The sequence below is a fragment of the Falsiroseomonas algicola genome (assembly GCF_011040385.1).
Lineage (GTDB): Bacteria > Pseudomonadota > Alphaproteobacteria > Acetobacterales > Acetobacteraceae > Falsiroseomonas > Falsiroseomonas algicola.
The window spans coordinates 1-17603 of the sequence record NZ_JAAIKB010000025.1; the positions used below are offsets into that span (position 1 = coordinate 1).

The window sequence follows — 17603 nt, forward strand, 5'->3', positions numbered from 1 at the left end:
TGCCGCTCCATCGCCTCTAACAGCAGCGAATCAGCACAAACAACCTTGCGCAAGCCGAGTTGTGTGAATGCCGTAGCCCCGGCAGGGGAGAGGGCGCCCGCCTCAGCGCAGCGGCAGCGCGTAGACCAGCCCGCCATTGGTCCAGAGGTTGTTCGGCCCGCGCGGCAGGTTCACCGGCGTCTGCGGCCCGAAATGCCGGTCATACAGCTCCCCGTAATTCCCGATCGCGCGCACGACGTTGTAGGCCCAGGCGGGATCGATCTTCAGGGACTGGCCGAGCTCCGGCGTCACGCCCAGCAGGCGGCGCGTATTCGGGTTCACGCTGGTGCGGCGCTGCTCCTCGGCATTGGCGCGCGTGACGCCCTGCTCCTCCGCCTCGATCACGGCGTAGGTGTACCAGCGCACCAGGTCGAACCACTCCTCGTCGCCGCGGCGGAGATAGGCGCCATAGGGTTCCTTGCTGAAGCGCTCCGGCAGGATGGTCCAGTCCGCCGGCCGCGGCATGGAGGACCGCACGCCCGCGAGCTGCGACGCATCCGTGCCGAAGGCATCGCAGCGCCCCGCCTGCAGCGCCTCAGAGGCCTGGTCGGTACGTTCGAACACCACGGGGCGGAAGGGCACGTTGATGCTGCGGAAATAATCCGCCGTCACCTGTTCGTTCGTCGTGCCCTGGATCAGGCAGATCGTCGCGCCGTTCAGCTCCGCGACGCGGGAGACGCCGAGCGTGTTGCGCACCATGAAGCCGTGTCCGTCGTAGAAGTAGGTGACCGCATGGCGCAGGCCGAGCGTGGTGTCGCGCAGCATGGTCTGCGTGGAGGTGCGGAACAGCACATCGACCTCGCCCGAGCCCAGCGCCGTGAAGCGGGTGGAGGAGGAGAGCGTGACGAAGCGCACCTTGCTGGCATCGTTGAAGATGGCGACGGCGAGGCCGCGGCAGAGATCCACATCCATGCCCTGCCACACGCCCCGGCTATCCGGCAACGCGAAGCCGGCCACGCCGTTATGGATGCCGCAGACGAGTTGCCCGCGTGCCCGCACGGCATCGAGCGTCGGCCCCGCCTGGGCAGGAGCGGCAAAGGCGGCGCATGCGGCAACAGCCGCGGCCGCGAGGCCCCGGAACCATGACATGATTGATGCTCCCTGTTTGCAGTGCAGGGATCGTCTCGCCACCGGATAAAGGCGTCAATCACCTATCGCGACGGCGCGCGTCCCGCGAAGGCGTCGCCGAGCAGCGCGCGGATGGCGCCTTCCGTCAGCGGCCGCGGATTCGGGTAGGGGCTCGCCACCGCGATCGCTGCCGCGCGGTCCAGGTCTTCCTCGCGCAGCCCCAGCGCCGCCAGGCTCATCGGCGCGCCGATCCGCGCGGCCAGGTCCCAGAGCCCCTGCGCCGCATCCGCCGCGCCGATCGCCCGCGCGACGCGCGCCATCGCCTCCGGCGCCGCGGGCGCGTTGAAGCCCGTGGCATGCGGCAGCATCACGGCATGCGTCTCCGCATGCGGCAGGCCGAAGCTGCCGCCCAGCACATGGCAGATCTTGTGGTGCAGCGCGACGCTGACGGCACCGAGGCACACCCCCGCCAGGAAGGCGCCCTGCAGCGCATCGGACCGTGCCGTCGCATCCCCCGCCACGCAGCGCGGCAGGGCACCCGCCAGCAGCCGCAGCGATTCCTCGGCCATGAGGGAGGTCACGGGGTTGGCGTCCACGGCGTAGAGCGCCTCCACCGCATGCGCCATCGCGTTCAGCCCCGATGTCGCGGTCAGCGCCGGCGGCATGGAGAGCGTGAGATCGACGTCATAGACGACGACTTCCGGCAGCACCGCGGAATCGCGGATGGTGCGCTTCAGCGCGCCCTCCGTCTGGCCCAGCAGCATCGTCATCTCCGACCCCGCATAGGTCGTCGGGACCGCGACCTGCGGCAGCCCCGTGCGCAGCGCGAGCGCCTTGCCGAGGCCGATCGCGGATCCGCCGCCCATCGCCACCAGGCAATCGCCCTCCATCGCGCGGAGTTCGCCAAGCGCGGCTTCCGTGACCTCCACCGGCGTGTGCATCGCCGCGCGCGCGATGACGCCCGCGCCGCGGTCGCCGAGGGTCGCCAGGATGCGCGCGCCACGATCCGCCTGGGTCGGCGTCACCAGCACGACGGCACGCCGCGCGCCGAGCCGCGCCACCTCCTCCGCCAGCGATCCCAGCGACCCGGCGCCGAAGACGACGCGCCCCGGCGCGGCGTTCCACACGAAATGCTGCATCTCAGCCCGCCTTTTCCTTCGCGGTATCGACGATGCGCCCATCCTCCATCGCGACGATCCGGTCGGCGATGTCGAGGATGCGCGGGTCATGCGTCACCAGCAGGATCGGCACGCCGCGCGACTTGGCCAGGTTGCGCAGCAGCTTCACCACTTCCTGCCCGCTCGCCTTGTCCAACGCCGCGGTCGGCTCATCCGCCAGCACCAGGCCGGGATCGGCGGCGAGCGCGCGCGCCACGGAGACGCGCTGCCGCTGCCCGCCAGAGAGCTGCGCGGGCAGCTTGTCCACATGATCGGCCAGCCCCACGGACCCCAGCAATTCCGCCGCCCGCCTGAGCCGCGCGGATTCCGACTGCGTCCCATCCTGTTCCAGCGCCATGGCCACGTTCTGCCGCGCCGTCAGGAAGCCCAGCAGATTGTGGTTCTGGAAGATGAAGCCGATCCGCCGGCGCAGCCGGACGCGTGCCGCCTCGCTCGCGCCGCGCAGCTCCTCCCCCAGCACCCGCGCGCTGCCTTCCTGCATGGACCGCAGCGCGCCGATCAGGGTCAGCAGCGTCGTCTTTCCGCTGCCCGAAGGCCCTGTCAGCAGCACGATCTCGCCCGGCTGCACCGCGAGCGTGACATCCCGCAGCACCAGGCGGCGCAATTCGCCCTCGCCATAGGCGTAGTTCAGCCCGCGCAGATCGACGGGGATGGGGGAACGCAGCGTCTCCATCAGAACATGTCCGCGGGGTTGGCATCCCGCAGCTTGCGCATCGCCAGCAGCCCGGCCACGGCGCACATGGTGAAGATCATCAGGAACACCGACGTCGCGCGCGGCACATCCATCGAAAGCGGCAGGAAGGTGCTGGCGCCGATGACGTCATAGAGGAAGGTGGAGAGCACGAAGCCCGGGACGAACCCCGCCACCGCCAGGATCAGCGACGCCCCCAGCACCACGCGGCCGAGATACCCGTTGGAATACCCCATCGCCTTCAGCGTGGCGTATTCCTTCAGGTGGCCGGCGATGTCGCTGAACAGGATCTGGTAGACGATCACCATGCCGACGATCAGCCCCATCAGGCTGCCGAAGGCGAAGATGAAGCCGATCGGCGTCCCCTGCTCCCAGTAGCGCCGCTCATGCGCATTCAGCTCCGCCTGGGTCAGCACCATGACGTCTCCCGGCAGGATCTCCGCCAGTTGCCGCTGCACGGCCAGCACGTCGGAGCCCGGCCGCAGCTTGATCGCGACCAGGTCGATGGCGGAGACGAGCCGCTCCTTCACGACGCGCCGGAAATTCACGTCGGACAGCACGATGTTGCCATCCGCGCCGAAGCTCGGCCCGATCTCGATCAGCCCGACCACCTCCACCTGCCGGTTGCCGACCTCCACCGGAAAGGGGCCGCGTTCCGCCAGCAGCCGCGCCACGGCGCCGAATTCGGGGCGGGACCGCTGGTCGAAGGCGACGGTGTCGGCGCGCTTCAGCTGTTCCACCAGCGGCGCCAGGCCCGGGAAGTCCAGCACCCCCGCATCGGTATCCACGCCGATCAGCTGGATCGCGCGGCGCGTGCCGTCCTCCGGATTCCGCCAGGTCGCCTGCGCCAGGTAGACCGGCACGGCGCGCTCCACCTCCGGCAGCGCCAGCACCTGATAGGCGCGGATGCGCGGCAGCGGCTCCGGCTTGAAGCTCGCCAGCGTCATCGGATGCATCAGGAACAGGTCGCCGCGCATGGCGCCGATCACCGCCGCCGCGCTGTCGAACAGCGCCGCGCGGAAACCCAGCTGCATGAAGACCAGCACGCAGGCGAACATGACGCCGGCGATGGCGGAGGCAAAGCGCGCCTTCTCGCTCCGCAGCTGTCGCCACGCCAGGCGCAGCGCCAGCAGGCTCGCGGCCACGAAGCCCGGCGCGCGGCGCGGCGCGGCCGCGGGCGGGCCGCCCGTTGGCGTCGCGAGTTCCGGCGCCCAGGGGAGCAGAGGTGGCAGCTGGTCGTTCACGGCCGTATCGACACCTGCACCTGCATGTTGGACCGCCGCGCCAGCGCCGCCACGCCATCCGGCCCAAGCGCGAGGCGCACCTCCACCGTGCGCGCATCCACCGCCGCCACGGGGTCCGTGCCGGCCTGCGTCGTGCGTCGCACCTGCCAGCCGATCTCGCGCACCACGGCCGCGAAGCGCCGGGCCTCCCCGGACACCACGATCTCCGCCGGCGCGCCGGGGCGCAGGCGCGGCAGGTCGGTCTCGAAGACATCGGCGACGACATCGATGGCCGAGAGGTCCGCCATCTCCAGCACGCCATCGGTCGGCACGCGTTCGCCGGCGCGGGCGATCACGCGCAGCACGGTCCCCGCGATCGGCGCGCGCAGCCTGGCCATCGACGCTTCCGCCCGGGCGCGCGTCACCGCGGCCTCGGCGGCGGCGAATTCCGCCTCCGCCAGCGCCAGGTCCTCCGGCCGCGGGCTCAGCAGGGTTTCCAGCGCCGCCTGCGCCTCCGCCCGTTCGGCACGGGCGCGGTTGGCGGTGAAGCGCGCACGCTCCGCCGTTGCCTCCGCCCCGGCCCCCGTCCGCTCCAGCCGCTCCGCCCGCTCCGCATCGCGCCGGGCGGAGGCCTCGGCGCTGGTCAGCGCCTCGATCCGCGCGCGCTGCGCCGCCACTTCCGAAGGCCGCCCGGCCGCCCGCGTGCGCTCCAGCTTCGCCCGCGCCTGCGCCAGCTGCGCCTCCGCCTGCGCCAGCGCAGCGTCCTTCAGCGCCGCGTCATGGAATTCCGCCACCACCTGCCCGGCGGCGACGACATCGCCCTCCGCCACCAGCAGCCGGTCGATCCGCGCTCCCTCCTGCGCATTGCCGGGGGCGAGGCGCCGGATGCGCGATGCCGGCTCCACCCGCCCCAGCGCGCCGACACCCGCCGGGGCCGATGCCGCGGCCGGCGCGACCACCGGCGTCGGCGGCGCGCCCGGCTGCATCGCCTGGAACCCCGCCGCCACCGCGGCCACCACCACCACCGTCCCCAGCAGCAGCTTCGTGCGGCGCGTCATGGTGCAGACTCCAGCAGGCGCTCCAGCGCCGCGCGGAGTGTCCTCAGCTCCGCCGCATCCAACTCGTACATCCCGAAAACCCGTGACATGAACAGCCCATCGGTCGCGCACATGATCGCCTGACCCGCCCCTGGCGGCAGGCCATCCGCCGCCAGCGCCGCGCGCATCCGCGCGAAGACCACGCGGACGGGATCGAGCAGCGCGCGGTCGTGGTGGAAAGCGGCCAGGAACACCGCCGCCGCGCGGTCCTGGTGTTCGCAGGCCATCTCCTCGAAGGCCCAGGCCAGCAGGGCGCGCGCGACGCGCCCAGGCCCTTCGGCCTGCGCCGCCACCGTTGCGTCGAAATCGTGGGAGATGGCCTCCGCCAGCCGGCCCAGCATCCCGGCCAGCAGCGCCTCCTTCGAGGCGAAGTGGTAGAGCAGCCCGCCCTTGGAGACGCCGGCATCCCGCGCCGCCGCCTCCAGCGTCAGCGCCGGCACGCCGCGGGCCTGCACGATGGCCTCCGCCGCATCGAGGATGCGCGTACGGGCATCGGGCGCAGGCGCGGTGGTTACCGGGGGATCGTCCATGTCCCCTTAGCTATACCGGCCGGACGGTTCGTCAAGATCCCGACCGTCCAGCCGGTACAGTCAGGCGATCAGGCGACCAGCCGGTCCGCGCGCGGCGGGAGATAGGCGTCGGTATAGAGTTCGGAAGCCGCCGGGCGGCGCGGGAAGCGGTAGACCTTCTCCAGGATGCCCAGCCCCGCCTCCAGCCGCGCCGGCACCACGGCGGACAGGCCGTTCGCCTTCACATGGTCGGTCATGATCATCTCATCCACCACGATCTGCGTCCGCCGCGTCTCCAGCGGCAGGTCCACCAGCGGCTCGGCCTCCTTCACCGTCGCGGCCGCGGCGGCGGGGTCGCGCACCATCAGCTGCACGCCGCGGCTGATGCCGCGCACGATGCCGCGGACGATGTCAGGATTCGCTTCCGCATAGCGCCGCGTGGTGATGACGCCGTTGGAGTAGAGCGGCACGCCATAGTCGCGGTAGCGCATGATGTTCTGCTGCGCGCGCGCGACGCCGAGCCCTTCCAGGCTGATGACCGCGGAGCTGACGAAGCCCGTGATCGCATCCGCCTGGCCGCGCACCAGCATCGGCTCCCGCAATTCCGGGGAGACGCTGATCCAGTTGACCTTGGAGGCATCGAAGCCCGCCGCTTCCGCGAAGACCGGGAAGATCTGCCGCCCCGCATCGCCTTCCGGCGCCGCCAGGCGCTTGCCCTCCAGGTCCTTCGGCTCCCGGATGGGCCCGCCGGCGCGGGAGACGCAGACCAGCGGCAGGCCGTCGAAGGTCATCATCACGCAGATCAGGCCGGTTGAGGGATTTTCCGCCACGAACTTGGCCATGGAGGAGAAGTCGCCGAAGCCGATGTCATAGGCGCCGCCCGCGATGTCGACCGGCACGCGGCCCGATCCGAAGCCGCGCGTGACGCGCGCATCGATGCCCTCGTCCCGGAAATAGCCCAGGCGATGGGCGGCGATGGCGAAGGCGGAGGCGCCGGAGAAGGCCCAGTCCAGCGTGAAGCGCGTGCTGCGCATCTGCGCACGGGCCTGCAGCGCGGGCAGCGACAGGCCGGCGCCGAGGCCGGCCACCAGCGTGGAACGACGCGTGATCATGCGGGGCATCTCCTCAGGCGGCCTTGGAGGGAACGGCAGCGGCGACGGGGTCGCTGTAGCGCTCGACGATCTCGCGCAGCTTCTTGCGCGCCATGTTGTTCGCCTTGTCGGCAGGCATGCCGGCTTCCGGCGTCTCCCACGGCATGATCGGCACGTCGGCGCGCGTGGATTCCAGGATGAACTTGTCCTCCAGCGTCACCTTGCGGTCATGCGCGATGGCGGCGGCGGCGGGGACCTGTTCCTCGGTGTCGTTCCTGATGCAGAACTGCGTGAAGATGATCTTCTTGTCGGCCAGCGGCGTGCCGGCGGTGAAGATGATGTGCTGCACGCCGTTCGGGAACTTGATGTGCAGCTTGCGCGTGCAGGGCGCCCACCAGGTCGCCGTGCGGTCGCGCACCGTCGTCGTCTCCTTGATCCCCGTATAGTCCTGGCCGACCTGGCGGTTGGCGACGGGCACGATGGAGCGGCTGACGATGCCGAACTCCGTCTCCTCCACATCCTCGGAGGGCGGCACGGGGTTCTTGATGTCGCCCTGCGTGTCGCGATGCACGAAGGCGACATGGGCCAGGTCGAAGAAATTGTCGGCGAGGCGGAACAGCGACATGTCCCATTCCTCGTGGAAGCAGTCGATGAAGCGGAACCCCGCCGCGCCGAATTCCGGCAGATGCGGGATGTCCATCAGCGGCTCCTCCACCGCGACCCAGACATAGTCGTAGCGGACCTGCACCCGGTACTTCTTCACGAAGGCCCGCGCCGCGATCTCCGGCGTCAGGCCCGGGCGCTGCGGGATGCTCGTGCAATGGCCATCCGCGCCGAAGGCCCAGCCGTGATAGGGGCAGCGGATCGAATCGCCGATGATCTCGCCGAGCGAGAGCTTGGCCGCGCGGTGGCAGCATTCGTCCCGCAGCGCGGAGACGGTGCCGTCCTCCGCCTGCCAGATCACCATGTCCTCGCCGAAGAGGCTGAAGGGCTGCGGCCCCTGCTTCAGCTTCGCGACCGGCATGGCCACGTACCAGAACTTCCGGAAAACCGGTGCGTCGCCGACTTTCATCCGCCCTCTCCGTCCTTTGGTGGGACGGGTGGGATGCAAGCGCCGCGCCAGCCCGCTGGCGGCGATTCAGCGCCCCCTGCGCCGCCCACCGCCAGGGCGGGGAGGCAGGGTGCTGCCGGATGCGGCAATCAGGCCGGAATCGGCACCCGCTGCGCCAGCGGGTCCAGCAGCCCCTCGATCTCCGCCGATTCCTGCCATTGCAGCGCCACCGTCACCACCGTGACGCGGCTGCGGAACTGCGGCGGGATGCGGACGAAATCCTTCTTCGTCGTCACCAGCAGCGCGCGGGCGGCTTCCGCCTGCGCCAGCAGGTCCTGGATTTCCCCGGCATCGTACTGGTAGTGGTCGCCGAAGGCCTCCCGCCCCGCCAGCACGGCGCCGGATTCCTGCAGGGTCGCGAAGAACTTCCGCGGGTTGGCGATGCCGCAGAAGGCGAAGACCGGCTGGCCGCGCAGCATCGCCGCTTCCGGCCCCGCCACCAGCTTCGCCCGCAGTACGCGCATGCCCGGCGGCAGTTGCGCCAGCGCGCCCGTCTCATCCTCCCCGATCAGCACGGCGGCCTGGCAGCGCGCCGCGGCGGCCGCCACGGGTTCGCGCAGCGGCCCGGCCGGGATGATCTGGCCGTTGCCGAAGCCGAAGCCGCCATCGATGATCAGCAGCGAGAGGTCCTTGGCGAGGCCGGGGTTCTGCAGCCCATCATCCATCACGATGGCGCGGGCATTGCCCTCGATCGCGGCCTTCGCGCCGGCGGCGCGATCGGCGGAGACCCAGGTCGGCCGCACATCGGCCAGCAGCAGCGCCTCATCTCCCACCAGCGTGCTGTCATGGGTCGCGGGATCGACCAGCAGCGGCCCCTTGGTGGTGCCGCCATAGCCCCGCAGCAGGAAATGCGCGGCGACGCCGCGATCCGCCAGCCGCCGCCCGATATCGAGCGCGACCGTCGTCTTCCCCGCACCGCCCGCCGTGGCGTTGCCGCAGCAGATCACCGGCACCGGCGCCTGCCAGCCCGGCCGCGCCATGCGCCGCGCGGTCGCCTGCGCATAGAGCGCGGAGAAGGGGGCGAGCAGCAGGGGCATCACGCCACCGCCGCCCGCCCAGAAGGCGGGTGCTCGCATCGTGCCGAACCGTTCCTCGACCCCGTGTTGGTGCCCTTGCGGGCGCTACGCGATGGGACCCCGGCGCATCCTGCGCGCCCAGGCCCGTTCCAACCAGAACGCCCGATCCGCTTCCCTCAGGCAGGGGGCAGCAGATCAAGAAGCGCCTCCGCCACCCGGCCCGGCAGCCCGGCATGCGCATCGGCAACCCCGGACGCGGCTTCTGTCATCGCCTTGGCCCGGGTCTCATCGGATAGCACGCCCGCCACGGCATCCGCCAGCGCCCCCCCTTGAACGCGGATCGCCCCCCCCGCGGCCAGCAGCCGGTCCACCGCCTCCTCGAAATTCTGGGTGTGAGGCCCGAACAGGATGGGGCAGCCGAGCCGCGCCGCCTCCAGCGGATTCTGCCCGCCATGCGGCACCAGGCTGCCGCCGATCAGCGCCACCCGTGCCAGCCGGTAGAACAGTCCGAGTTCTCCCAGCGTATCCGCGACATAGACGGCCACGCCCGGCCCCGGCGCCCCCCCCTGCGTCCGCCGCGCCACCGCGCCCGGCAGCAGCGCCTCCGCCTCCGCCGCGACTGTTTCACCCCGCTCGGGATGCCGCGGCACCAGCACGGTCAGCAGGTCCGGGAAGCGGTCCAGCAGCGCGCGATGCGCCGCGACCACCTGCGTTTCCTCGCCCGGATGGGTGGAGGCGGCGAGGAAGACCGGCCGCGCCCCCACCAGCGCCCGCAGCCGCGCCAGCGCCGCGCCATCCGCGGGCAGCGGCGGCGCCGCGGCCTTGAGGTCGCCCCAGCACACCGCGCCCGGCGCGCCCAGCGCCGCCAGCCGCCCGCGATCCCCCTCCGACCGCGCCAGCACCAGGCGGAAGCCGCCCAGCGCCTCGCCGGCCAGGGAGGCCGCGCGATGCCAGCGGGCGAAGGACCGCCCGCTCATCCGGCCGTTCACCAGCGCCATGGGCAGGCCGCGCGCGCGCGCGGCCTCCAGCAGGTTCGGCCAGAGTTCGCTTTCCACGAAGCCGGCGGCATCCGGCCGCCACCCCTCCAGGAACCGCGCCACCCAGCCCGGCACGTCGAGCGGCATGAAGCGGTGTTCGACCCGCCGCGCCAGATCCGGCGCCAGGCGCCGCCCCAGCATCTCCGCCCCCGTCACCGTGCCGGTGGTGAACAGGAAGCGCAGCCCCGCATCCCGCGCGGCCATCGCCTCCAGCACCGGCAGGGCGGAGATCGTCTCCCCCACGCTCGCCGCATGCAGCCAGAAGAGCCGCCCGGGCGGCCGCGCCGCGCCGCCGCCGCGCCGTTCCTCCAGCCGTTCCGCGATCTCCTTGCCGATCCGCACGCGCCTGCGGAAATGCAGCCCGAGGAAGGGCGCGATCATCCGCGCGCCCATCGCCCAGGCCCGCCCCGCGAGGCTCACGGGCGCCCCTCGACGGGAATGCCGCAGGCCTGATCCGCCGCCGCGCAGGCGGCATCCAGCGCCGCCTCGATCGCCGGCAGCGCCGCTTCCGCGCCGTCGCGCGGCACCTCGATCATCGGCCCGCAGGCCAGCACGCCGCGGCCGAAGGGCAGCGGGAACATCATCCGGTCCCAGGAACCGAGCCGCCGATGGGCGGAGGACGCCGCCCCGAGCGGCACCACCGGCACGCCCGCCACCGCCGCCAGCTGCGCCACCCCCGGCGCCGCGCGCCGTCGCGGCCCGCGCGGCCCGTCCGGCGTGATCAGGATGGGGTCGCCCGCCTTCAGCGTGCGCAGCAGCCCGGCCAGCGCGGCGGCGCCACCCCGCCGCGACGACCCATAGACCATCTCCACCCCGAAGCGCCGCACCGCCTCCCCGATGAAGCGGCCGTCCCGGTGCTGGCTGACCAGCACGCGGGGCGTGACACGCCGCGCCGCCGGCTCCACCGCCCCGGCCAGCATGCGCAGCGGCGGGATGATGGGCAGCCTTTCATGCCAGAAGGCGAGGATCAGGGGCTCCCCCGCGGCGATCCGCGCCAGCGCCGGCCCCGCCCCCACCAGCTCCCACCGGGACGTCCGCACCACCAGCACCAGGTACAGCCCCACCAGCCGCGCCAGCACCGCCTGGGTGACGGGGTGGCGGATCAATGTCCGCATGGGCGGCCGTCAGCGTGGTTGGCAGCGGGGGCGCCGCGCAATCGTGTCACCATCAAGGCAACCGCGTAGCACGCCGATACGAGGTTAGGGAATTGAGCCGCCTTGGCTGGCCGCCACGGGCACCAGGCTGTCCCGGAACCGCTGCGCGCAGGCCGCCCAGGAGAATTGCGCCGCATGCGCCCGGCAGGCCGCCCGGTCCGCCCCCAGCGCGCGCAGGCAGGCGCTTCGGAGGTCCTCGTCCAGCGCGCCCACCGCCGCCTCCCCGATCACGTCGAGCGGCCCGGTGACGGGATAGGCCGCGACCGGCGTGCCGCTCGCCAGCGCCTCCAGCAGCACGAGGCCGAAGGTGTCGGTGCGGGAGGGGAAGACGAAGACATCCGCCGCGGCATAGGACCGCGCGAGCCGCCCATTCTCCCGCCACCCCGCGAAATGGGCGTCCGGGAAGCGCCGCATCAGCGCCGCGCGCTGCGGCCCATCCCCCACCACCACCTTGCTGCCCGGCAGGTCGAGCGCCAGGAAGGCCTCCAGGTTCTTCTCCACCGCGACGCGCCCGGCCACCAGGAAGATCGGCCGTGGCAGGCCCTCCCACGGCTCCGGCTCCGCCCCCGCATCGGGATTGAATTTCCGCAGGTCCACGCCCCGCGACCATGGCACCACATGGGCGAAGCCCCGCCCCCGCAACTCCGCCGCCAGCGACGCGGTGGCGCAGAGCGTGGCGGAGGAGGGGCGGTGGAAATGCCGCATCAGCGCCCAGGACCAGGCCTTCGGGATGCGCGTGCGCGCATGGACATAGTCCGGGAACTTGGTGTGGAAGGAGGAGGTGAAGCGCCAGCCGCGCTTCCGGCAGAGCGCCCGCATCGCCCAGCCCAGCGGCCCTTCCGTCGCGATGTGCAGCGCTTCGGGCGCGAAGGCATCGACCAGCCGCCGCAGCCGCCGTCGCGGCGCGATCGCCAGCCGGATCTCCGCATAGCCCGGCATCGGCATGGTGCTGAACCGGTCGGGACCGATCACCTCCACCACGTCGCCCGCCGCGCGCAATTCCCCCACCACGGCCTGCAGCGTGCGCACCACGCCATTCACCTGCGGCGCCCAGGCGTCGGAGACGATGAGGATGCGCCGCGGTCCCGCCGCCAGCGCCGGCGTGCCCGCCATGGCGAAGGCCCCCATGCCCCATACCGTCGATGACGAATCGTCCAAGGAGATCAGGCGGCCTGGGGCTCGGGCTGCGTCTCGCCCCGGAAGAAGCTCAGCCGGTTCTCCCGCGCCCAGTCCACCAGCTCGAACTTCCCATCGGCGTGTTCCACCAGCGCGGTGCAGCTTTCCACCCAGTCGCCGTCATTCATGTAGAGGACGCCCTGCACCTCCCGCATCTCGGCGTGGTGGATGTGGCCGCAGACCACGCCATCGAGCCCGCGCCGCCGCGCTTCCTGCGCCAGCGCGACCTCGAAGCGATCGATCGCAGCAACCGCGCCCTTCACCTGCCGCTTCAGCCATTGCGACAGCGACCAGTAGGGATAGCCGAGCCGCCGTCGCGCCGCGTTGAACCAGCGGTTCGCGGCCAGCGCCGCGTCATAGGCCCAGTCGCCGAGATGCGCGATGAACTTGGCGTAGCGCACGACGCTGTCGAATTCATCGCCATGGATCACCAGCAGCCGCCGCCCATCCGCCGTGCGGTGCACCGCTTCCTTCGCCAGCTTGATGCCGGCGAATTCCAGGCCGAGCCAGGCGCGGAACATCTCGTCATGGTTGCCGGGGATGTAGGTGACGTCCGTCCCGGCCCGCGCCATGCGCAGCACCAGGCGGATCACCTCGTCATGGTCGGCGTCCCAGTACCAGGATTTGCGCAGCCGCCAGCCATCGACGATGTCGCCGACCAGGTAGAGCCTCTCGCATTCGACGGAGCGCAGGAACTGCGCCACGAAATCCGCGCGGCAGCCGCGCGTGCCGAGGTGCAGGTCCGAGAGGAACACCGTGCGGTATCGCCGTTTCGCCTCGGTTCCGTTCATGCGTCAGCGCCTCGCGATCATACTGGCCGTGCCGGCGGAAGAATGCCGGCGCATCGCGCAACGCGCCGGTCGCCCCGCCGTTGCGCGACCGCGCTGTAACGCGACGGCACCGGGCGTGACGTGAATCCTCGATGAAAGCAGCAGCGGGCCTGCGCGCATGTCACGCGGGCGTCAACGCATCGCAAGCGGATCGTCATCGCATTGCGCCACAAGGCGTCATGCTCGTCATCTTCAACCCCGCCGCCGGCGCCGGCCGCCGTCGCCGCCTGTCGCGCGCCATCGACTGGCTGTGCCGCGAAGGCCTGCCGCCCGATGTCGCCGAAACCCGCGCCCCCGGCGATGCGCGGCTGATCGCGGCGGATGCGGCATCGCGCGGCGAGTCGGTCATCGTCGCCGCCGGCGGCGACGGCACCATCGCGGAAGTCGCGGCGGGGATCGCGGGCAGCGCTGCCACGCTCGGCATCCTGCCGCTCGGCACCGCCAATGTGCTGGCGCTCGAACTCGGCGTGCCGCTGGCGCCGGAACAGGCGGCCGCGGTGCTCGCCGCCGGCACGCGCCGCCTGATCCACCCCGGCCTCATCACCGACGAAGCCGGGACGCAGCGGCTTTTCGTGCAGATGGCCGGCGCGGGTTTCGATGCCGCCGTGGTGCAGGGCCTCGACCTCGGCCTGAAGCGTCGCCTCGGCCGCGCGGCCTATGTGATCCAGGCGATGCGGGAGGTGGCGCGCCACCCCTTCGCCCCGATCGAGGCGGTGCTGGACGGCACGCGGCATCGCGCGGGCAGCGTGATCGTCACCAAGGGCAGGCTCTATGCCGGGCGCCACCTCCTCGCCCCCGCCGCGCGGCCCGCGGCGCCGGGCTTCCAGGTGGCGCTGCTCGATGCCGGCGGTCCCGGGGCGGTGGTGGCGGCCGCGCTCGCGCTCCCGCTCGGCCTGCTGCCGCGCCTGCCGGGCATGCGGCTGCTGCCGGCCAGCCGGGTCACCCTCTCCGGCCCCGGCGTGGCGCTCCAGGCGGATGGCGACCCCGCGGGTTGCCTGCCCGCCCGGATCGAGGACGCGCCCGCGCCCCTGCCGATCCTCCTCCCCTGACCCGTTCAGCCTTCCTTCAGGGGGAGGGCGCTAGGTCATCGGGACAACATTCCGTCCGGGAAACACCATGCCGAAGGAGGTCCGCCACATCCTCTTCACGCCGGAGGAGTTGCTGCGCGCCATCATGGAGCAGGCCATGCAGGGCCGCCCGACGCCGTCGCAGACGGCGGACAGCTTCCACCTGGAACTCGCCGCCGATCCGCGCGGCGATGTCGTGGCCCGCATCATCCGCCGCCGCGCCGCAAGCCGCTCCACCCTGTCGTGGGAGGTGTCGCGGCAGGATCTGCACCAGGTGCTGCTGGTGCTCTGCCATGGCGCGCGGATCCCGCTGCCGGTGCGGGGTGACAAGCGGCTTGGCCTCTCCGGCCCCAATCTCTGCCTGACGGTGGTGACCGGCGCCGATCCCGGACCGCCCCGGATGGACGAAGGCGCGATCCGCTACGCGGACCCGGAACTCGCGCCCTTCATCCCGCTGTAGCCGGCCCTCAACCCGCCGCCATCCGTTCGCGAGACAGCGCGATCATCGCGGCGCCGAGCCCGGTGCCGAGCGACACCACGCCGAAGCCGGCCGCCGCCGCGATCCCCACCAGGCCGAGCCCCATCGCCGGGACCAGCGACAGCGCCACGGTCGACATGCCCGCCAGCGCCGTGAAGCCAGCGATAAGGCACAGGGCGATCAACATGGCGGCTCCTCCTGGAATGGGGTCCTGATATTGAACCAGGGCCAATCATGGCCACTGGATGTCGTATACGCCTTTTTTCCGCCACGATCCAGGCACGAAAAAGGGAGGCACGGCGGTGCCTCCCGGGGCCGGTCAGCCCGCCGCGGCGGGAAAGCGCAGCTGCTCCGCCGGCGGCAGGAATTGCGGCAGGTAGAAATCCTCCGCCGCCAGCGTGGCGCTGATGTTGAAGGCCGTGCGGATGGTCTCGATCGAGGCCTGGACGCGCGACATGGGCAGGTTGCCGAAGCCACCGGAGAGCACTTCCGGCGTGCGGATGAACTCGAAATTGGCCGCGAGCCGCTCCTTCTCCAGCGCCACCGGCGCCGTCGCGTCCCGCCGCACCAGCGCGGCGATGGCGCCATCGGGATCACGCGCCGCGTCCAGATGGCCGCGGATGATGGCGCGGATCATGCCCGTGACGATGCGCGGATTCGCCTCCGCATAGGCCTTCCGCACCTGCAGCCCGGTGGAGAGCAGCGCCACGCCGAAATTCGAATAGCGCATCACCACGATGTCGGCCCGCGGCACGTTGAGCGCGAGCAGGCTGAAGACGCCCGACGTCTCGAATCCCGTGATGGCATCGGCATCGCCGCGCGCCAGCATGGGTTCGCGTAGCTGCGGCGTGACGGTGATCCAGTTGATCTTCGCGGTGTCGATCCCCGTCGCGCGGGCGAAGGCGGGGAAGAACTGGCGGCCGCCATCCGTTTCCGGCGCCGCCACGCGCTTGCCTTCCAGCTCCTTCGGGTTGCGGATGCCGGTGCGCCGCAGCGTGATGGCCGAAAGCGGGCTGCCCTGCGCCAGCACGAAGGGGCAGATCACGTCGGTGCCGGGCTGCGTCAGCCGCAACCGCGCCACGGCGGAGATGTCGCCGACGCCGAATTCATAGGCGCCGGAAGCGATCTTCACCGGCACGTCGCCCGCGCCGAAGCCGCGGTCGATGGTGACGGCAAGCCCTTCGTCCCGGTAGTACCCCTTCTCCAGAGCCAGCAGATAGGGCGCCTGCGGCCCCTGGAAGGCCCAGTCCAGCGAGAACTTCACCGGCGTCAGCGCGCCCTGCGCGCCTGCGATCCGGGGGGTTGCGAGCAGGCCGCCGGCGGCGGCCAGCAGCATGCGTCGGGTGGTGGTCATGATCCGCCTCTCCTGCGCGGCCGTTTGGCGGCCGTCGGGGCGGGGGAAGCAACGGGTGTGCCGGGCCTTGCAGGGGGAGCGCTGCTCCCCCTGCACCCCCTCGCCAAGGGCCAGCGGGCCCTTGGAACCCTTGAACTGACGATGGTCCAGGGGGCTCTGCCCCCTGGCGGATGGGGTCTGGGGAAGGCAGCGCCTTCCCCAGCGATCCGCCCTATTCCTCGCCATTCCGCCCAGATGCTGGGCAGCCGCCGTCACGATTACACTCATCTGCCGCCATTGCAGGCTGGCATACTCATTGCCTCGCCCCCCGCATGGTCCCGACCCGCCAAAAGCTGCTCCGCCGTTTCTGGTATCCCGTGATGCCGGAAGCCTCCCTCCCCGCCGGCAAGCCCGTGCCCTTCACCCTGCTGGGGCAGGAGATCGTGCTGTGGCGCGCGGCCGAGGGCGCCCCCGCCGCCATCGCCGATCGCTGCCCGCATCGCGGCGCGAAGCTCTCGCTGGGCTTCATCGACGAAGCCGCGCCGGAGGGCCCGGCCCTCGGCTGCCCCTATCACGGCTGGGCCTTCGGCGCGGATGGCCGCTGCGTGAAGGTGCCGCAGGCGCATGACCCCAACCGCGGCATGAAGTCCGGCGCGAAAGGTCACCACGCGGCCTCCCGCTACGGCTGGATCTGGGTGGCGCTGGAGGATCCGCTGCAGCCGATCCCGGAGATCCCGGAAGCCGCCGACGCCGCCTTCCGCCAGATCGACGAGTTCTACGAGGAATGGGCCGTCTCCGGCCTGCGCCTGATGGAGAACAGCTTCGACATGGCGCATATCAGCTACGTCCATGCCGAGACCTTCGGCATCCTCGAGGACCCGAAGCCCGCCCCCGTCACCATCGAGCATACGGGCTGGGGCTTCATCATGCGGGGCGAGGCGCCGGTCGCGAATCGCGGCATCTCCAAGGACCTGATCAAGGATGCCGGCGAACGCACCGTCCGCATCATCGAGGGCCGCTGGTTCCTCCCCTTCATGCGCGCCAGCCGCATCGACTACCCGACGGGGCTCACGCATGTGCTGGTCACCGCCGCGACGCCGATCGACGACCGCCGCAGCCAGATCTGCCAATGGGTCTATCGCAACGACACCGAGGCCGATTCCCCCGCCGAGAAGGTCATAGCCTTCGACCGCGCGGTCACGATCGAGGACAGGCATGTGCTGGAAAGCACCACCTGGGACGTGCCGCTGACCATGTCGGAGGAGTTGCACATGCCCTCCGACAAGCCCGGCATCGAGATGCGCCGCCGCCTGCTGGCGCTGCTGGAAGAACACGGGGAGGCCGAGGCGCGGCTGCCCGTGGAGGCGTAACGTCCGCAGGGGGGCTGCCCGCCCCCCTGCAACCCCCCGGCCAGGGTCCGGCGGGACCCTGGACCGCGAGGTTCTGGCGCATGCCGACCTCGCACAGCCTCCTCTCTGGACGCGGCCACCGGGATGCGGGACCGT

Annotated in this window: 18 protein-coding genes; 3 read left to right on the top strand and 15 right to left on the bottom strand. The window is 71.7% G+C overall.

Features of this window, described 5'->3' with window-relative positions:
- Nucleotides 1-102: 102 nt before the first annotated feature.
- The 13 genes from G3576_RS29155 to G3576_RS29215 form a co-directional block, all read right to left on the bottom strand.
- A complete protein-coding gene (locus G3576_RS29155; RefSeq protein WP_164698021.1) occupies nucleotides 103-1128 on the bottom strand; it encodes an amino acid ABC transporter substrate-binding protein in 1026 nt (341 codons plus the stop codon).
- 62 nt (nucleotides 1129-1190) lie between these two features.
- Nucleotides 1191-2246, bottom strand: a complete 1056-nt coding sequence (locus tag G3576_RS29160) for a maleylacetate reductase (protein ID WP_164698022.1) — start codon at nucleotides 2244-2246, stop codon at nucleotides 1191-1193.
- A gap of 1 nt (nucleotide 2247) precedes the next feature.
- Nucleotides 2248-2958: an ATP-binding cassette domain-containing protein gene (locus G3576_RS29165; protein ID WP_164698023.1), complete on the bottom strand. Its 711-nt coding sequence runs from the start codon at nucleotides 2956-2958 to the stop codon at nucleotides 2248-2250.
- Nucleotides 2958-4220 carry an ABC transporter permease DevC gene (gene devC, locus G3576_RS29170; RefSeq protein WP_328730087.1) on the bottom strand — a complete coding sequence of 421 codons (1263 nt, stop codon included), beginning with the start codon at nucleotides 4218-4220 and terminating at the stop codon, nucleotides 2958-2960. The genes G3576_RS29165 and devC overlap by 1 nt, the downstream gene beginning before the upstream one ends.
- Nucleotides 4217-5257: an efflux RND transporter periplasmic adaptor subunit gene (locus G3576_RS29175; RefSeq protein WP_164698024.1), complete on the bottom strand. Its 1041-nt coding sequence runs from the start codon at nucleotides 5255-5257 to the stop codon at nucleotides 4217-4219. The genes devC and G3576_RS29175 overlap by 4 nt, the downstream gene beginning before the upstream one ends.
- Nucleotides 5254-5826 (bottom strand): TetR/AcrR family transcriptional regulator, encoded by a 573-nt coding sequence (locus G3576_RS29180; RefSeq protein ID WP_164698025.1) that lies wholly within the window; start codon nucleotides 5824-5826, stop codon nucleotides 5254-5256. Before G3576_RS29180 ends, G3576_RS29175 begins: the two co-directional genes overlap by 4 nt.
- A 68-nt stretch (nucleotides 5827-5894) precedes the next feature.
- Nucleotides 5895-6917, bottom strand: coding sequence for an ABC transporter substrate-binding protein (locus G3576_RS29185; protein ID WP_164698026.1), 1023 nt, complete (start codon nucleotides 6915-6917; stop codon nucleotides 5895-5897).
- Between the two features lie 13 nt (nucleotides 6918-6930).
- A complete protein-coding gene (locus G3576_RS29190) occupies nucleotides 6931-7968 on the bottom strand; it encodes an aromatic ring-hydroxylating oxygenase subunit alpha (RefSeq protein WP_164698027.1) in 1038 nt (345 codons plus the stop codon).
- Nucleotides 7969-8096: 128 nt separating this feature from the next.
- Nucleotides 8097-9083 carry a tetraacyldisaccharide 4'-kinase gene (gene lpxK, locus G3576_RS29195; RefSeq protein WP_164698028.1) on the bottom strand — a complete coding sequence of 329 codons (987 nt, stop codon included), beginning with the start codon at nucleotides 9081-9083 and terminating at the stop codon, nucleotides 8097-8099.
- A gap of 116 nt (nucleotides 9084-9199) precedes the next feature.
- Nucleotides 9200-10480: a 3-deoxy-D-manno-octulosonic acid transferase gene (locus tag G3576_RS29200; protein WP_328730090.1), complete on the bottom strand. Its 1281-nt coding sequence runs from the start codon at nucleotides 10478-10480 to the stop codon at nucleotides 9200-9202.
- Complete coding sequence (locus tag G3576_RS29205; RefSeq protein ID WP_164698029.1) at nucleotides 10477-11175, bottom strand: lysophospholipid acyltransferase family protein; 699 nt, start codon at nucleotides 11173-11175, stop codon at nucleotides 10477-10479. Before G3576_RS29205 ends, G3576_RS29200 begins: the two co-directional genes overlap by 4 nt.
- Before the next feature lie 84 nt (nucleotides 11176-11259).
- Nucleotides 11260-12342: a glycosyltransferase family 4 protein gene (locus tag G3576_RS29210; RefSeq protein ID WP_235952527.1), complete on the bottom strand. Its 1083-nt coding sequence runs from the start codon at nucleotides 12340-12342 to the stop codon at nucleotides 11260-11262.
- 35 nt (nucleotides 12343-12377) lie between these two features.
- Nucleotides 12378-13181 carry a UDP-2,3-diacylglucosamine diphosphatase gene (locus G3576_RS29215; protein ID WP_164698030.1) on the bottom strand — a complete coding sequence of 268 codons (804 nt, stop codon included), beginning with the start codon at nucleotides 13179-13181 and terminating at the stop codon, nucleotides 12378-12380.
- A gap of 218 nt (nucleotides 13182-13399) precedes the next feature.
- On the opposite strand from G3576_RS29215, the gene G3576_RS29220 reads away from it, so the two are divergent.
- On the top strand, nucleotides 13400-14269 hold the full coding sequence (locus G3576_RS29220; protein ID WP_164698031.1) for a diacylglycerol/lipid kinase family protein: 870 nt from the start codon (nucleotides 13400-13402) through the stop codon (nucleotides 14267-14269).
- 67 nt (nucleotides 14270-14336) lie between these two features.
- Nucleotides 14337-14747, top strand: a complete 411-nt coding sequence (locus G3576_RS29225; RefSeq protein WP_164698032.1) for a hypothetical protein — start codon at nucleotides 14337-14339, stop codon at nucleotides 14745-14747.
- 7 nt (nucleotides 14748-14754) lie between these two features.
- Here G3576_RS29225 and G3576_RS29230 read toward each other — a convergent pair whose 3' ends face one another.
- Together G3576_RS29230 and G3576_RS29235 are read right to left on the bottom strand one after the other, a co-directional pair.
- A complete protein-coding gene (locus G3576_RS29230; RefSeq protein ID WP_164698033.1) occupies nucleotides 14755-14952 on the bottom strand; it encodes a hypothetical protein in 198 nt (65 codons plus the stop codon).
- A 132-nt stretch (nucleotides 14953-15084) separates the two neighbouring features.
- Nucleotides 15085-16119, bottom strand: coding sequence for an ABC transporter substrate-binding protein (locus G3576_RS29235; protein WP_164698034.1), 1035 nt, complete (start codon nucleotides 16117-16119; stop codon nucleotides 15085-15087).
- A gap of 359 nt (nucleotides 16120-16478) precedes the next feature.
- Between G3576_RS29235 and G3576_RS29240 the strand changes: the two genes are divergently transcribed.
- Nucleotides 16479-17468, top strand: a complete 990-nt coding sequence (locus G3576_RS29240) for a Rieske 2Fe-2S domain-containing protein (protein ID WP_207623098.1) — start codon at nucleotides 16479-16481, stop codon at nucleotides 17466-17468.
- Nucleotides 17469-17603 lie beyond the last annotated feature (135 nt).

What these genes read in the sequence shown, in the direction of transcription:
- G3576_RS29155 (WP_164698021.1), bottom strand. Translation starts at nt 1,128, where the DNA reads ATGTCATGGTTCCGGGGCCTCGCGGCCGCGGCTGTTGCCGCATGCGCC.
- G3576_RS29160 (WP_164698022.1), bottom strand. Translation starts at nt 2,246, where the DNA reads ATGCAGCATTTCGTGTGGAACGCCGCGCCGGGGCGCGTCGTCTTCGGC.
- G3576_RS29165 (WP_164698023.1), bottom strand. Translation starts at nt 2,958, where the DNA reads ATGGAGACGCTGCGTTCCCCCATCCCCGTCGATCTGCGCGGGCTGAAC.
- G3576_RS29175 (WP_164698024.1), bottom strand. Translation starts at nt 5,257, where the DNA reads ATGACGCGCCGCACGAAGCTGCTGCTGGGGACGGTGGTGGTGGTGGCC.
- G3576_RS29180 (WP_164698025.1), bottom strand. Translation starts at nt 5,826, where the DNA reads ATGGACGATCCCCCGGTAACCACCGCGCCTGCGCCCGATGCCCGTACG.
- G3576_RS29185 (WP_164698026.1), bottom strand. Translation starts at nt 6,917, where the DNA reads ATGATCACGCGTCGTTCCACGCTGGTGGCCGGCCTCGGCGCCGGCCTG.
- G3576_RS29190 (WP_164698027.1), bottom strand. Translation starts at nt 7,968, where the DNA reads ATGAAAGTCGGCGACGCACCGGTTTTCCGGAAGTTCTGGTACGTGGCC.
- lpxK (WP_164698028.1), bottom strand. Translation starts at nt 9,083, where the DNA reads ATGCGAGCACCCGCCTTCTGGGCGGGCGGCGGTGGCGTGATGCCCCTG.
- G3576_RS29205 (WP_164698029.1), bottom strand. Translation starts at nt 11,175, where the DNA reads ATGCGGACATTGATCCGCCACCCCGTCACCCAGGCGGTGCTGGCGCGG.
- G3576_RS29210 (WP_235952527.1), bottom strand. Translation starts at nt 12,342, where the DNA reads ATGGGGGCCTTCGCCATGGCGGGCACGCCGGCGCTGGCGGCGGGACCG.
- G3576_RS29215 (WP_164698030.1), bottom strand. Translation starts at nt 13,181, where the DNA reads ATGAACGGAACCGAGGCGAAACGGCGATACCGCACGGTGTTCCTCTCG.
- G3576_RS29220 (WP_164698031.1), top strand. Translation starts at nt 13,400, where the DNA reads ATGCTCGTCATCTTCAACCCCGCCGCCGGCGCCGGCCGCCGTCGCCGC.
- G3576_RS29225 (WP_164698032.1), top strand. Translation starts at nt 14,337, where the DNA reads ATGCCGAAGGAGGTCCGCCACATCCTCTTCACGCCGGAGGAGTTGCTG.
- G3576_RS29230 (WP_164698033.1), bottom strand. Translation starts at nt 14,952, where the DNA reads ATGTTGATCGCCCTGTGCCTTATCGCTGGCTTCACGGCGCTGGCGGGC.
- G3576_RS29235 (WP_164698034.1), bottom strand. Translation starts at nt 16,119, where the DNA reads ATGACCACCACCCGACGCATGCTGCTGGCCGCCGCCGGCGGCCTGCTC.
- G3576_RS29240 (WP_207623098.1), top strand. Translation starts at nt 16,479, where the DNA reads ATGCCGGAAGCCTCCCTCCCCGCCGGCAAGCCCGTGCCCTTCACCCTG.